This is a genomic window from Streptomyces sp. NPDC018045 (assembly GCF_044327445.1).
Taxonomy (GTDB): domain Bacteria; phylum Actinomycetota; class Actinomycetes; order Streptomycetales; family Streptomycetaceae; genus Streptomyces.
This window is the reverse complement of the sequence record NZ_JBIRFL010000010.1, coordinates 156,074-170,140: the sequence shown is the minus strand read 5'-3', so window position 1 is coordinate 170,140 and position 14,067 is coordinate 156,074. Positions and strand designations below refer to the sequence as shown.

Annotated in this window: 13 protein-coding genes and 2 pseudogenes; 8 read left to right on the top strand and 7 right to left on the bottom strand. The window is 71.7% G+C overall.

The window, feature by feature from the left end:
- Window positions 1–88: 88 nt before the first annotated feature.
- Window positions 89–514: a cold-shock protein gene (locus ACH4EB_RS23515; RefSeq protein ID WP_398349519.1), complete on the top strand. Its 426-nt coding sequence runs from the start codon at window positions 89–91 to the stop codon at window positions 512–514.
- A 383-nt stretch (window positions 515–897) separates the two neighbouring features.
- On the opposite strand, the gene ACH4EB_RS23510 is transcribed toward ACH4EB_RS23515, so the two are convergent.
- Window positions 898–1,869 (bottom strand): NADP-dependent oxidoreductase, encoded by a 972-nt coding sequence (locus ACH4EB_RS23510; protein ID WP_398349518.1) that lies wholly within the window; start codon window positions 1,867–1,869, stop codon window positions 898–900.
- Between the two features lie 454 nt (window positions 1,870–2,323).
- On the opposite strand from ACH4EB_RS23510, the gene ACH4EB_RS23505 reads away from it, so the two are divergent.
- The 5 genes and pseudogenes from ACH4EB_RS23505 (at window position 2,324) to ACH4EB_RS23485 (ending at window position 5,770) form a co-directional block, all read left to right on the top strand.
- Window positions 2,324–3,793, top strand: coding sequence for a PLP-dependent aminotransferase family protein (locus tag ACH4EB_RS23505; RefSeq protein ID WP_398349517.1), 1,470 nt, complete (start codon window positions 2,324–2,326; stop codon window positions 3,791–3,793).
- A gap of 171 nt (window positions 3,794–3,964) precedes the next feature.
- Window positions 3,965–4,362, top strand: a pseudogene (locus ACH4EB_RS23500) (RidA family protein).
- A gap of 137 nt (window positions 4,363–4,499) precedes the next feature.
- Window positions 4,500–4,703, top strand: a pseudogene (locus ACH4EB_RS23495) (ABC transporter ATP-binding protein); the annotation flags it as partial.
- Window positions 4,700–5,203 (top strand): hypothetical protein, encoded by a 504-nt coding sequence (locus tag ACH4EB_RS23490; RefSeq protein WP_398349516.1) that lies wholly within the window; start codon window positions 4,700–4,702, stop codon window positions 5,201–5,203. The pseudogene ACH4EB_RS23495 and the gene ACH4EB_RS23490, both read left to right, overlap by 4 nt.
- Window positions 5,204–5,320: 117 nt before the next feature.
- On the top strand, window positions 5,321–5,770 hold the full coding sequence (locus ACH4EB_RS23485; protein WP_398349515.1) for a nitroreductase family deazaflavin-dependent oxidoreductase: 450 nt from the start codon (window positions 5,321–5,323) through the stop codon (window positions 5,768–5,770).
- 447 nt (window positions 5,771–6,217) lie between these two features.
- Here the strand turns inward: ACH4EB_RS23485 and ACH4EB_RS23480 are convergent, their stop codons facing one another.
- Window positions 6,218–6,487: a hypothetical protein gene (locus ACH4EB_RS23480; RefSeq protein ID WP_398349514.1), complete on the bottom strand. Its 270-nt coding sequence runs from the start codon at window positions 6,485–6,487 to the stop codon at window positions 6,218–6,220.
- Between the two features lie 574 nt (window positions 6,488–7,061).
- Between ACH4EB_RS23480 and hemC the strand changes: the two genes are divergently transcribed.
- The gene (hemC, locus tag ACH4EB_RS23475) at window positions 7,062–7,997 is read left to right on the top strand and encodes a hydroxymethylbilane synthase (RefSeq protein ID WP_398349513.1); all 936 of its coding nucleotides are present in this window, start codon (window positions 7,062–7,064) and stop codon (window positions 7,995–7,997) included.
- Window positions 7,998–8,126: 129 nt separating this feature from the next.
- Window positions 8,127–8,732 (top strand): hypothetical protein, encoded by a 606-nt coding sequence (locus ACH4EB_RS23470; protein ID WP_398349512.1) that lies wholly within the window; start codon window positions 8,127–8,129, stop codon window positions 8,730–8,732.
- Between the two features lie 79 nt (window positions 8,733–8,811).
- On the opposite strand, the gene ACH4EB_RS23465 is transcribed toward ACH4EB_RS23470, so the two are convergent.
- The 5 genes from ACH4EB_RS23465 to ACH4EB_RS23445 form a co-directional block, all read right to left on the bottom strand.
- Window positions 8,812–9,996, bottom strand: a complete 1,185-nt coding sequence (locus ACH4EB_RS23465) for an acyl-CoA dehydrogenase family protein (protein ID WP_398349511.1) — start codon at window positions 9,994–9,996, stop codon at window positions 8,812–8,814.
- Window positions 9,997–10,061: 65 nt separating this feature from the next.
- Window positions 10,062–11,030 carry a 3-hydroxyacyl-CoA dehydrogenase family protein gene (locus ACH4EB_RS23460; protein ID WP_398349510.1) on the bottom strand — a complete coding sequence of 323 codons (969 nt, stop codon included), beginning with the start codon at window positions 11,028–11,030 and terminating at the stop codon, window positions 10,062–10,064.
- Between the two features lie 11 nt (window positions 11,031–11,041).
- Entirely contained in the window at window positions 11,042–11,779 is a 738-nt protein-coding gene (locus tag ACH4EB_RS23455; RefSeq protein ID WP_398349509.1) for an acetoacetate decarboxylase, read from the bottom strand.
- The gene (locus ACH4EB_RS23450) at window positions 11,776–12,612 is read right to left on the bottom strand and encodes a crotonase/enoyl-CoA hydratase family protein (RefSeq protein WP_398349508.1); all 837 of its coding nucleotides are present in this window, start codon (window positions 12,610–12,612) and stop codon (window positions 11,776–11,778) included. Before ACH4EB_RS23450 ends, ACH4EB_RS23455 begins: the two co-directional genes overlap by 4 nt.
- Window positions 12,609–13,898 carry a CaiB/BaiF CoA transferase family protein gene (locus ACH4EB_RS23445; RefSeq protein ID WP_398349507.1) on the bottom strand — a complete coding sequence of 430 codons (1,290 nt, stop codon included), beginning with the start codon at window positions 13,896–13,898 and terminating at the stop codon, window positions 12,609–12,611. The genes ACH4EB_RS23450 and ACH4EB_RS23445 overlap by 4 nt, the downstream gene beginning before the upstream one ends.
- Window positions 13,899–14,067 lie beyond the last annotated feature (169 nt).

The following is a 14,067-nucleotide window of genomic DNA, read 5'->3' as shown; positions in this document are numbered from 1 at the left end:
AGCCGGTGGGAACGGCACGCCGCCGGGATGACGGCGACGGGGTGCGGAATTTGTGGGCAGTTGTGGAATTGGGGTCTGGGGCACAGTGATGGTTTCGGGCAAGGTCATTCGGTTCGACGAGGTACGGGGCTACGGATTCGTCGTCCCGGACGACGGCGGAGAAGACGTCTTCGTGCATGTGAACGACCTGGAATTCGACAAGGGGCTGATGGCCCCCGGCGTCAAGGTCGAATTCCTGGTGGAAGAGGGCGACCGCGGTCCCAAGGCGTCCGAAGTGCGTTTCCTGGAAGGCGCCCCCGGGCGTTCCGGCGGCTCGCACCGCGCCCAGAGCGCGGCGCACGACGGCAATTTCGAGGACGGTGTCCTGTGCGACACGCTCTCCGCCCAGGAGTTCCTCGACGAGGTGACGGAACTGCTGGTGACCGGCGTGCCGAGCATGACCGGCGAGCAGATCCTCCAGGCCCGCCAGCGTCTTCTGAAGCAGGCCCAGTCCCACGAATGGGTCGACGCGTAAGACTTTCCCGGCGCCGGGGCCGCACCGTCGAACTCCGCCTGCCGCAAGCCGTCGGCTCCATGCCTTCAGCCGCTCCACTCACCCGGCAGACTGCAAAGAGCCGATGCGGCGGGCGCCGCCGATCCGCCCTGCCTGGTGCGTCTGCCCAAGGCGGCGGGCGCCCACTCGGCCGGACGGGAATCGCTGAATCCGGTCGTCAGTACGCCTGCCGTCCGGCGAATGACCCGCCGCCCCCGGCGCCCCGACGCCCGCACCAACGATGAGGCGCGCTTCTCCGCTCCTCCAGCCGCCGTAATCTTTCGCACGGCCCCCGGAAGACTTTCCGGTCCCTACCTCTCTCGGAATTCCGGTCACCCGTCCGGAGGCCGCGGTATCGAGCGATCTCAGGGCGCCACGCGCAGCACCAGTTTTCCGCGCGTGCGGCCCTCCTCGCCCCGGCGGTGCGCCTCGGCGGCCTCGGCCAGCGGCAGTACGTCCTCGACCTCCACCGACACCACCCCCGCGTCGATGAGACCGCCGATCCGGGTGAGCGCCGCGCCGTCGGGCTCCACCAGGAAGCCACTGGCCCGCACCCCCTGGGCGCGGGCAGCCTCCGTCAGGTCGGGTGCGGCCCCGGAGGGAACGGCGAGGAGCGTGCCGCCGGACCGCAGCGTACGCAGCGAACGGGTGCTGGTCGCGTCGTGTCCGTCCCCCACGAGGTCGATGACGACGTCCACGTCGCGTACCACCTCCTCGAAGCGCTCCTGGGTGTAGTCGACCAGTTCGTCCGCCCCGAGCGAGCGCAGCCAGTCGTGCTTGGCCGCCCGGGCCGTACCGATGACGTGCGCGCCCAGGTGCTTGGCGAACTGCACCGCGAAGTGGCCGACGCCGCCCGCCGCCGCGTGGATCAGCACCCGGCTGCCCGCCTCGACGTGAGCCGCGTCCACCAGGCACTGCCACGCGGTGAGCGCGGCCAGCGGCACGGCGGCCGCGTGGTCGTGATCGAGCGTGGCCGGCTTGCGGGCGAAGTGCCGCGAGGGCGCGGTCACGTACTCGCCGTACGCGCCGGCCTGCCGCGGGAACCACGGCATCCCGTACACCTCGTCGCCCACCTGAAGCGTGTGCACGCCGAAGCCGACCTCCTCCACGACACCGCTGACGTCCCAGCCCACCGAGAACGGCGGGTCCCCGAGGACCCCGGCCATGCCGCCGCCCTGACGGGTCTTCCAGTCGATCGGGTTCACCCCGGCGGAGTGCACCCGTACGAGCACCTCCGTGGGCAGCGGCGCCGGCCGGGGCGCCTGGGTCAGGTGGAGCACCTCGGGGCCGCCGGTGGAGTCCTGAGTGATCGTGCGCATGGTCGGTTCGCTGCTCATGACGTGTCTCCTGAAGGGGCCGGGCCGCGCGGGCACGGCCGGGTCGGATGATCATTGCCGTACGGAACGTACCCGAGGGGCCGGTGCCCGGCCGTTCCCACACCTCCGCGGCCGTCGGCCGACCCGTCCGCCGCACTCCTGTAGGCGAACCGGGGCCGATCCGCGCGGTGAGCCCCGGGCCGCCCCCACCCTTCCTCGTGCGCTGTATCCGTGCCGTTCACGGCCAACGTTGAGCCCATGGCCGGCGGGTGTTCGCGGCTGGTGGCGCCCACGGCCACAGGGTGCCCACGGCCACTGGGGCGGTTCTGGCTCTGTACAGTGATTGGCTGATACACGTGATCAATGTCGGCAGATGGGTACGGCTGAGAAGCAGCCACGGCGGGGCCGTCGCGGGGCTGAGGGTCGCGGTGCAGCGAGGGGGAGCGGCATGGCGGACGCGAGGCCCTCCCCACCCGTGAACGGGACAGGGCGCACGGAACGTACGGACCGTACGCTGGGAAGCCGCCGGCTGGCCGCGCTGCTGCCCGACCCCTCGGCGTCCAGACCCGCCTACCGCCATCTGGCGCGGGCGATCAGCGAACTGATCCTGGACGGGCGCATCGCGCTGCATGTCAGACTCCCCGCTGAGCGCGAACTCGCCACGGCTCTCGACATCAGCCGGGCCACCGTCACCGCCGTCTACGACCTGCTGCGCGAGAGCGGTTACGCACACAGCCGCCAGGGCGCCGGCACCTGGACGGCCCTGCCCGAAGGCCGTACTCCTCGCGGCCTCACACGCCTCCTCGGCCCCAGGGACACCGCGATCGACCTGGCCAGGGCCGCCCCCACCCTGCCGCACGGGACGCTCGCCGACGCCCTCGCCAGGGTGTCACCGCACCTGGCCGAGCACGTCGGCACGCCCGGCTACCACCCGTACGGCCTGCCGGAACTGCGCGCCGCCATCGCCGAACGCTTCACGCGGCGGGGCCTGGCCACCGTGCCCGACCAGATCCTGGTCACCTCCGGAGCCCAGCACGCGCTCACGCTCGTCCTCGGCCTGCTCTGCCGCCCCGGCGACCGGGTCCTGGTCGAGAACCCGTCCTACCCGAACGCCCTGGAAGCGCTGCGGCGTGCCCGGCTGCGTACCGTGCCGGTCCCGGTGACCGACGGCGGCTGGGACACCGGGATCGTCGAATCGTCCCTGCGCCGGTCCGTGCCGCAACTGGCTTACCTGGTACCCGACTTCCACAACCCGACCGGCTGCCTCATGCCCGCGGAGCAGCGCGCCCGCACGCTGCGCGCCGCGCAGCGCTCCGGGACCTGGCTGGTCGTCGACGAGACCCTGACCGACCTCGCCCTGGACGTCCCCGCCCCGCCGCCCTTCGCCTCCCACGCCGCACCGGGTGGGACCGGCCAGGTCATCACCACCGGCTCGATGAGCAAGACCCACTGGGCGGGCCTGCGCATCGGCTGGCTGCGCGCGCCCGCCCGGCTCGTCACCGAACTCGCCGGCCAACGGGTCGCCACCGATATGGGCGGCTCGGTTGTGGACCAACTCCTGGCCCTGGACCTGCTGGACAGATCCGAAGACCTGCTGCCGACGCGCCTGGAACAGCTACGCGCGCAGCGCGCCGCCCTCACCGCCTCCTTGGCCGAGTGCCTTCCGCACTGGACCTGGCACCTGCCGCCCGGCGGCTTGTCCCTGTGGGCCGATCTGGGGGAGCCACTCGCGGTGGCGCTGGCCGAACGGGCACTGGACCACGGGGTACGGATCGAAGGCGGCCCCTACTTCGCCACCGACCCGGGCGTCTTCGAACACCGCCTCCGCATCCCCTACACCGCGCCTCCCGACACCCTCCGCGAGGCCGTGCACCGCCTGGCCACCGCCCTCGCGGACAGCCGTACTCCCTCACCCGCCACGCGCCGACCGCACTGGATCGCCTGAGCCGTTCTGCTGGGTCACCATCAGGTTCCTCCGTCACCGAAAAGTGCGTTCTTCCACGTCGGCGGAGACTCTCTTACGGTTCCTGAGCAACCACAAGAGGCCGGGGGCTCCTGGCCCGGTGGCAGTGAGGGCAGCGAGCCCACGGGCTCTCCTGCAGCGGAGGCAAGCAGCATGGCCATCACCCTGGTGAACCCCGACGGACTGCCGAAGGCCGACGTCTATCGGCAGATGTCGGTAGCGACCGGATCGAAGCCGGTCTTCGTCGCCGGCAGGTCGCCCGGGACGCGGAGGACACGACCGTCGGCGAAGGTGACCTCGCCGCCCAGGTCGAACAGTGCTACATCAACGTCGCCACCGCTCTCGCAGAGGCGGGAGGCACCTTCGACGACGTGGCGAAACTGACCGTCCACGTCGTCGACTGGCCCCCCGTCACGATGTCCCTGCTCGTGGAAGGGATCGCGCGGGCAGCCGAGAAGTCGGGGACCACCCCGGCCGCGCTGCCGGGTGTCGCGGCACTGGCCGAGCCCGAGTTCTTGGTCGAGGGTGAGGCCACCGCGGTCCTCGACTGACGGGACCCGTTCCCGTTCCGCACGGGGCCGGGCGCGGTGGACCTGGAAGTACGCCCGGCGCGTCTCGACTTCGGACCGCGGGGGCCCGAGAGGGCGCGAATGCTTCGCTGTCCGCGCCCTGTTGAGCGGGTGCGCCCTGGACGGACCAGGACGGGACCGCGCGCAAGGAACGGACCGAAGACCCCTCCCAGATGGTGTGGGAACTCCACTGCGACACCGGGGGACCGATAGCCGACCTGGAGGTGCGCCGCCCGACGCTGGAGGACACCTACCTGCACATGGAGAACACCCGGAACCGACACCCGGCCGACTCCGGGGGCCGAGAGGACAGTGCCGCATGAGGGGGACGGGACCGCAGCGCATCCTGCGGGCGGGGATCCGGCGCGGAGGCATCGAGCTGCGCCAGCTCCTGCGCACCAAGAAGGAGCTGGGCGGCCACCCGGCGAACGTCGTGGTGGCCGTCGCGCTCGTCGTGACCATCAGCGATTCCGTACCCGGCACGGAGCTGCCGATGGGCCATCTGATGATGGCCGGGTTCTCCGCCTACCTGCTCTTTCAGCTCGGCGTGAGGAGCCACCGGCGACGGCATGACCGGGCACGCGGCAGCCGCGATCGCTTGCCCGCCCCCGTCCCGGAGGCCCATTGTTCGACCCGCACACCCACCACCCGGTCCGTACACCCACCACCCGGTCCGTACACCCACCACCCGGCCCCTACGCCCGCCGCACTCTGCCCGTACCCCCGCCACCCGACCCGGCCCGTGCGCTCGCCGCGCTCTGTCCGTACACCCATCAGCGGCTACGACACCCAGCGGGAAGATTGCGCAGAGCCCCTGTGTTGAGGAAAGGTCAGGTCGGTTGCGGGCGGTCGGTGGGCCGCGGGCGGGGCCGTGCGACATGACGCCATACGACACGACGCCCGCATGGGCGAACGACGATGCGACGATGGGACGGATGCCATGCCACTTGAGGGCGAGTACGAGCCGAGCCCGGAGAAGTGGGTACGCGACCAGGTCGAGCTGTACGAGAGCAGCGGCGGCACCAAGGGGACGACGATCCGGGGCCTGCCCGTCGTCGTCCTGACGACCCGGGGTGCCAAGTCGGGCAAGATCCGCAAGTCCCCGCTGATGCGAGTGGAGCACGAGGGCACCTACGCCATCGTGGCCTCGCTGGGCGGTGCTCCCAAGCATCCGGTCTGGTACCACAACGTGGTGGCCGACCCCCGGGTGGAGCTGCAGGACGGGCCCGTACGCATGGACCTGGTAGCCCGTGAGGTGACGGGCGAGGAGAAGGCACTGTGGTGGGGGCGCGCGGTCGAGGCGTATCCCGACTACGCCGACTACCAGCAGAAGACGGACCGGGAGATTCCCTTGCTGGTCCTGGAGACCCCGGACCAGAGCCACGGCTGACGTCACGACGGCCGACGCACGGCATGAGCCCGGGCCTGCACCCGGCCCCGGCCGGAACCCTGGCCCGAGCCCGAGCAGGTGCCCGAGCCCCGACCGGCTCTCATGCCCCAGCCGGCGCCCAAGCCCGGAACCGTACGGCTGACTGACCCCGGTCCCGGCACCGGCGCACAGCAGACGCACCGTGGCCCCCGGCCGGAAGCTTCCGGCCGGGGGCCACGGTGTCTGCGTTCCGTCATCCGCCACGGCATGTCGGCGCCGTGGGGCAGGCTTGGTACGTGGCAGCGACCGTCGTCGTGCTGCCCGGTGACGGGCAGGCGAACGCGTGCGTGAAGGGGAGATGACGGCCGGTGCCACGGGGCTGTCGGCGTACGCCCGGACGGTTCCTACGCGCCCGCGCCGTGGAACGGACGCGGGGCGCGGCCGTAGGCGTGCCGACGCGAGTCCGGGTCAGCGCCAGACGGCCTTGAAGTAGCGGCCGTAGTCGAACTCGCCGCTCGCCTTGCTGTGGGCATAGGCGGCACCGGTGGAGGTGACGCCCGTCGGGCCGCCGACGTTGTAGTGGCGGTACCCGCCGAGCGTGTTCTCCGACGAGTAGCCGCCGGAGCCGTACGCGCCGCCCGCGACGGCGCCGCCGCCCGTGTCGGCGGCAGCGGGCCCGGCGGCCAGGAAACCGGCCGCCGTGACACCGGCGAGGGTGATCGCGACGTTACGAAGCATGTGATTCTCCTGAGGGTGAGGTGGGTGGACCTGACGAGATGACCTTGACCCAGCCTCCGCCGGTCCGCACGCCGGGATGGGCGAACGGGGTGACGACGCCCCCGCAGGCCCCTCGCCGCGGCCCTTTCTCATCGCCCGTCAGACGCCTCACCGGCCATCAGACGACTCAACAGCTATCAGGCATCTCACCGGCTGCCGCACGCCTCACCAACCGTCAGATGCCCGATAAGCCACCAGAACCATCCCCGCCGCCGGAAGCCCCCCCGGCCACCCAAAGCCCCCCGCCACCAGAAGCCCCGAGCCGTCAGATGCCGCCCCCGGCCCAAAACGCGACCGCGCACGGCCCCGTAACCATACGAATCAGCGCCGCATCCGCATGCGTCCCCACCGAAACTCCTGACGACTCACCAGCCGCACCAGCCCCCTACCCCCGCCCCACCTGCCCCAGCCCCGCCCCCGTCCGCATGCCCCGTTCCCCGCCCCCTGTCCCCGCGCCTCCTCCCCGCGCCCCACGCCCCCGTGTCCAAGTCCCCACAGACCCGGAGTCGAGGCCCGAAGCCCTATGGTGTACGCCATGTCCGCCCCTGAACTGATCCGTATCGTCTCGCGTTCCTCTCCCATGGCGCTCGCCCAGGTGGAACGCGTGCGCGCCGAGCTGGCCGCCCTGCATCCCGGGATCCGTACGGAGGTCGTGCCCGTCACGACATCCGGTGACCGCTGGATGGGCGACCTGTCCGCACTCGGCGGCAAGGGCGCCTTCACCAAGGAGGTGGACGCCACGCTGCTCGCGGGGGAGGCGGACCTCGCCGTGCACTGTGTCAAGGACATCCCGGCCGACCGCCCGCTGCCCGCCGGCACGACCTTCGCGGCCTTTCTCGAACGCGACGACATCCGTGACGCCCTCATCCACCCCGGTGGGCTCACCCTCGACGAGCTGCCCGACGGCACGCGCGTCGGCACGTCCTCCGTACGCCGTGTCGCTCAGCTCGCCGCCTCGTATCCGCACCTGGAATGCGTACCGATGCGCGGCAACGCCAATCGCCGGCTGGAGAAGCTCCACGCGGGGGACGCCGATGTGCTGCTGCTGGCCGTGTCCGGACTGGACCGCATCGGCCGCCGCGATGTCATCACCGAGATCCTGCCGGTCGAGACGATGTGCCCGCCCATCGGCGCCGGGATCCTGGCCCTCCAGTGCCGCGAGGACGACACCGCCACCATTGACGCGGTCAGCGCGCTCGGCGACCGCGACGCCTTCCGGGAGGCGACCGCCGAACGGATGTTCCTGCACGTCCTCCAGGGGCACTGCAACTCGCCGATCGCCGGGTACGCGAGGACCGAGCGCAACGGCGAACTGTCCCTGCGCGCCTGCGTCTTCACCCCGGACGGCAAGACCGTGCTGAACGCCCACGAGTGGGCCGGACCGCTCGACCCGGCCACCCTGGGCACGTCCGTCGCCGTCGCGCTGCTGCGCCAGGGGGCGCGGGACCTCATCGACTCCATCGCGCACTGACGGGCCGTCGCCGCACCGGAGGCGAGCCCGTCCGTAACTCCAATGGGTCTGCTTTTGGCGGATCGGGTCATGTATGGGACCGGCCGATCCTACGGTGCCGTTGTACGCACACGGCACGGGAGGATTGCCATGAACCACTCCATCGACCTGGAAGAGCTGGCCTTCGTCGCGACCGTCATGGAACGGGCGCACCGGCTGCTCGACGCCGAGGAGAAAAAGCTCCCGCCGCGCACGGCGGACGGGCTGGAAGGGCCCGGCAGTCCCCACCAGACCCTCCTCGGGGCCGGCGAGCTGACGCGCGGGGTCGACGACGCGGTGCGGCGGATCGCCCTGGCGATCGGTTACGCCTGTGCCGGTCTGCACAGCCACGCGCTGCGGGCGGCGCGCCACGCGCGGGCCGCCCCACGCAGCGTGCCGGGCGGTACGGACCGGATGGCCCGGCCCCTCAGCTCGGGCACCATCGAGGCACTGAAGCTCGTACGGCAGGTGTCCGACTTCTTCGGGGAGGGGCTGCGGGAGCACATCGACCGGTCGCTCGCGGCCCCCGAGGCGACCTGGCCGCCCGCCGACTGGAAGCAGTACGACGAGGAACGCATGAAATCCGCCGCTTCCGTCGCGTCCGGCAGGGCCACCGTCACCCACTCCGTGTCCTCCCTCTCGCCCCCGGTCACCGTCCCCCTCCCGCCCGCCGCCGACAGGCGGACCGTCTCCGGCTCGGCCGCCATCGAACAGTGACGGCCGCCGCCCCGACTTGGTGTCCGGGGCGGCGGCCGGCAGCGCTCCCGCACAGCGGGAGCGCTGCGGAGCCCGGCGTCTACGCGAAGGCGCTGTGGCCGGTGATGGACTTGCCGACGATGAGGGTGTTCATCTCCCGGGAGCCCTCGAAGGAGTAGACCGCCTCCGCGTCGGCGAAGAACTTCGCGATCTCGTAGTCGAGGACGATGCCGTTGCCGCCGAAGAGCTCGCGCGCCCAGGCGACGCACTCGCGCATCCGGGTCGTGGTGAACGCCTTGGCCAGCGCCGCCTGTTCCGCGCCGGCCCGCCCGGCGGCGGTGAGCTGGTTGAGGCGTACGACCATGCCGAACATGGCGGTGACATTGCCGAGTATCTTGACCAGCAGGTCCTGGATCATCTGGAAGGCACCGATGGGCTTGCCGAACTGCACGCGGTCGACGGCGTACTGGCGGGCGAGTTCGTAGGCGCGGACGGCCACGCCCAGTGCCTGCCAGGCCACGCCGCCGCGGGTGCGCGCCAGGACGGCGGCGGTGTCGCGGAAGCTGTTGATCCGCTGGAGGCGGTCGGCCTCGGGCACCCGTACCTCGTCGAGGGTGATGTCGGCGTTCTGCACGGTACGCAGCGCGATCTTGCCCTCGATCTTCGTGGCGGTGAAGCCGGGGGTGCCCTTGTGCACCACGAAGCCCTTGACGTTGCCGTCGGCGATGTCGCGCGCCCAGACGACGATCACATCGGCGAAAGTGCCGTTGCCGATCCACCGCTTGGCGCCGTTGAGGACCCAGGTGTCGCCGTCGCGCCGGGCCGTGGTGCGCATCCCGCCGGCGACGTCCGAGCCGCCTTCCGGCTCGGTCAGGGCGAAGGCGCCGATGGTCCGCATCGCGGCCATGTCCGGCAGCCAGCGGTCGCGCTGCCGCTGGTCGCCACCGCCGTGGATGCTGCCCATCGCCAGGCCGTTGTGCACACCGGCGAACACCGCCAGGGAGGGGTCGACGCGGTTGAGTTCCAGGTTGAGGAAGCCGGCGAACAGCTCGCTGCGCGGCCGGCCGTCACCGTATTCGGGGTAGTGGTAGCCGGCCAGCCCCAACTTGGCGATCTTGTCGACCGCCTCGAAGGGGAACTCGGCCCGGTCCCAGGCGTCGTTGGCCAGCGGCTTGATCTCGGCCTCCAGGTAGTCGCGTACGGCGGCGAGTTCGGCGCGCTCACCGTCGTCGAGGAGGTCGGCGAAGCCGAAGAAGTCGGGGGTGGGATTTGCGGGCTTGGGCATGACATGCTCCTGGTTGTGCTGGTTCTCGCTGTGGTTCGTGAGGGCCCGGGGCCGGGCCACGGGATTCAGTTCCGGTCGGCCCGGCGCAGTGCGTCGTTGAGGGCGAGCTGCTTGCGGTCGCGCAGCGCGGCGCGTTCGCGGTAGGCGCCGGGACCGTGCCCGTACGCGGCTTCGGTCTGGGAGACGACCGTGGCGGTGGCGGCGGAGTCCAGCTCCGGGTGGCCGAGGCGCTGCCATCCCTCGACGAGGCCCGGGCCGAGGTGGTCCATCATGTGCCGGATGCCGCCGGGGCCGCCGCCGAGGTGGAAGCTCTCGAACGGGCCGACGGTGGCGTACCGGCCGCCCAGCGACGCCTTCATCACGGTGTCCACCTCGCCGGCGTCGAGCACGCCGCTGAGCACGAGATGCATCGCCTCCTGAAGGACGGCGCCCTGCAGACGGTTGGCCGCGAACCCGGGCAGCTCCTTGCGCAGCCGTACCGGAGTCTTGCCGAGCGTCCGGTGGAAGGCGGTGACGCTCGCGACGGCCTCCTCGGAGGTGCGCTCACCGGGCACGATCTCCACCAGCGGGACGAGGTGCGGCGGGTTGAACGGGTGTGCGACCAGCAGGCGTGCGGCGGTCTCGTCCGGCAGCGGCGCGGCGATCGCGGTCGCCACGATGCCGGAGCTGGACGTGGCCAGCACGGCCCCGGCGGGGGCGTGCCCTGCGATGTCGGCGAACAGCCGCTGCTTGAACGCCAGGTCCTCCGGGCCGTTCTCCTGCACGAGATCCGCGTCGGCGACGGCTCCGGCCAGGTCGTGCGTGGTTCGGATCCGGCCGCGCAGCTTCTCGGCGTCGGTGCCGGGCAGCCCGTCGGCGAGCATCGGCAGCGCCTCGGCGACGGCCTCGTCCAGGTCCTCGCGCGGGTCGGTGACGGTCACACGCAGGCCGTGCGCGGCGAACAGGGCGGCCCAGGACAGTCCGATGGTGCCAGCTCCGACGACTGCCACGGTGGTGAAAGGGAGGGTGGGGCTGTGGTGGTGCGTGGGTGACATGTCGGTCCTCCTCAGTGGGCCAGGTAGTCGTGGACGGGTACGGCGCCGGCCAGCGTGAGGTCGGTGACGATGTGGCTGGCCGAGACGACCTCCCGTACCGGCAGGTCGGCGAGCGGGGCCAGCACGTGCTCGAAGAGCTGTAGCCGGGCGGGGCCGGTGTACGCCTCCTTGACCACCAGGTCGGTGATCTCGGTCCGTACCAGTTCGCAGACGCGCGGAGCACCGTCGTAGCCCGGCACGATCTTGAGCATGTAGGTGGGGACGGCGATCTGCTCGCGGGCCGCTTCGAGGGCCAGCGGGCGGTGCTTGTAGCCCATCGTCGCGGTGGCCACCCGTACGCTCCCGTGATCCAGCGTCCCCACCAGTGCCGCGTGGTCGGCGTACAGCGCGGGCGAGCCCATCACCTTCGGGTAGGCGCTCACCTCGCGGCCCGCCGCGGTGGCGGGAAAACTGTCGAGGTACATCGCGTGGAGGTATTCGCCGCGCTTGTCCCCGTACCGGACGGAAATGGCCTGACCTGCCTCGACGTACGGGCCGTAGGCGGTCACGTCACCCATCTTCATCACCTCGAACCGCACCAGCGGCTCGTCGACGCACAGCGGCTCCGGCACCACCGCGCGCAGCGCCTCGGCGTCGGTGCGGTAGACGATGTTGAGGTACTCGCGGTCGGTGAACCGGGCCGCGGCGGGCGCGTAGGCCGGGGCGGTGAGCGGCGTGTCCAGGCTGCCGAGGATCTGTTCGCGGTTCATCGCGCGCTCCAGCGGGGCGCCCGCTTCTCGCCGAAGGCCCGTGCCCCTTCGGCGAAGTCCGCCGAACGGACCAGCCTGCCGACCGCCTCGGCCTGTGCGGCGAAGGCGTCGGACTCCGGTACGCCGTCCGCCTGACGGACGACCTCCTTCACGGCGGCCAGCGCCAGCGGCGCGTTCCGTGCGATGTCCGCGGCGAGTTCCAGCGCGGTGGCGAGGGCGTGGCCGTCGTCGGTGACCTGGTTGACGACACCGAGCGCGTGGGCACGTTCGGCGGTGACGGTCCGGCCGGTCAGCAGCAGCTCCATCGCCAGGTGGTACGGGATGCGCCGGGGCAGTCGCAGGACGCCGCCGCCTCCGGCGATCAGGCCGCGCTTGACCTCGGGGAGCGCGAAACGCGCGCCGTCCGCCGCGACCACCAGGTCACAAGCGAGGGCCAGTTCGAAGCCGCCGCCCATGGCGAAGCCCTCGACCGCCGCGATCAGCGGCTTGGCGGTACGGGCCTCGGTGAGGCCGGCGAACCCCTTGCCGGGTACGTTCACGCGCTCACCGCGAGCCGCCGCCTTGAGGTCCATCCCGGCGCTGAACGTGCCGCCCGCACCGGTGAGGACGCCCACCCGCAGGGCGGGGTCGGACTCCAGCGTGTCCACGGCGGCGGCGATGCCCTCGGCGACCGCCGCGTCCACGGCGTTGCGGGCCCGGGGCCGGTTGATCGTGATCACCAGGGCGTGGCCGGCGCTCTCCTCGTCCGTCTTCTCGCCCGTGCCGAGCGGCTCGTACCGGACCTGCACCGGCCCGTCGTCTGCCGCGGCTTCCGGGGAAACCGGGGTGCTCATCGCTGCTCCTCCTTCTCGGCGTCGTCGGACCGCGCGGTCCGGGCCGCCGTCGTGGCGGTGGGGTCCGTGGTGCGGGAGGCCAGTTCGGCGAGGACCTCGTCGGTGTGCTGGCCGGGCAGCGGCGCGTGCCTGCGTACCGACGCGGGCGTGGCGGAGAAGACCAGGGGCACGCCGACCACGCGATAGGCGCCCTCGCTGGGGTGCTCGGCCACATCCAGCAGGTGGCCCTCGCGGACGTACGGGTCCTCGGGCGCCTCGTCGAGCCGCAGTACCGGCCCGACGGGGATGCTGTGCTTGGTGCACACCTCCATCCACTCGGCCGTGGTGAGCTGCGGCGTCACGGTCTCCAGCAGTTCGGCCAGCGCCTCCCCGTCGCGTACCGAGTCGATGAACTCGCCGTTGACGCGCGGGTCCTCGGCCAGGTCGGCCCGGCCGGCGGCCGCGAACAGGTCGCGGAAGTTCTGCGGACCGTACGGAATGATCATCGCCAGGCCATCCTTGGTGGGCCGCGCCCGGTGCCCCTTGTTCATGGACAGCGGGAAGCCGGTCGGCCCCATCGGCGGTTCGTAGATACGCCCTTGCAGGTGCTCGACCAGGTTGAACGCCAGCAGCGTGTCCACCATCGGCACCTCGACGTGCTGCCCCTGGCCGGTCGCCCGCTGGTGGACGAGGGCGGCCAGCGTCGCGTACACGATCGACAGCGCGGCGACCTTGTCGGCGAAGATGCTGGGCAGCACCACCGGCGCGCCCACGTCACCCGAGCGCTGCGCCAGGTCCAGCAGCCCGGAGGCCGCCTGGACCGTCTCGTCGTACGCGGCCAACTGCGCCCGGTCGGAGTCGGGCCGGAAGCCCTGGGCGTGGGCGTAGACCAGGTGGGGATGGGCGGCGGCGAGGCTGTCGTAGTCCATGCCCAGCCGGCGCAGCGCGCCGATGCGCATGTTGGTGATGAGGATGTCGGCCGTGCCGATCAGTTCCAGGGCGCGGTCCCGGTCGGTGCCGTCCTTGAGGTTGAGCGTGATGCTGCGCTTGTTGCGGTTGACGTTGAGGTTGAGCGGCGTCATACCGGGCGTGCGGTGCAGGGCCCCGACGCGCACGGTGTCGTTCGGGGACTCGATCTTGATGACGTCGGCGCCGAGGTCGCCGAGGATCTGGGCGGCGTACGGGCCCATCACGACCGTGGCCATGTCGATGACGCGGACCCCCGCGAGCGGACCGGACCGGCCGCCGCCGTCCTCACTCGCGTCGGGGCGCGCCGTGGTTTCTTCCGTGGGTGTTACGGGTGCCATCACCACTCCAGGTCGGAAAAGCTCCGGGTTCGGAAATACCTCGGGACGGGAAACGGGAAGAACGTGCGGTTGCGTTCCGCGTTCCTTCGCCCACCGGAAACGCTAGACCTGTACGGAGGGGGCATTCAATCCATGGGTGACACCAATACGCGAAGAACGGCGTGACCAC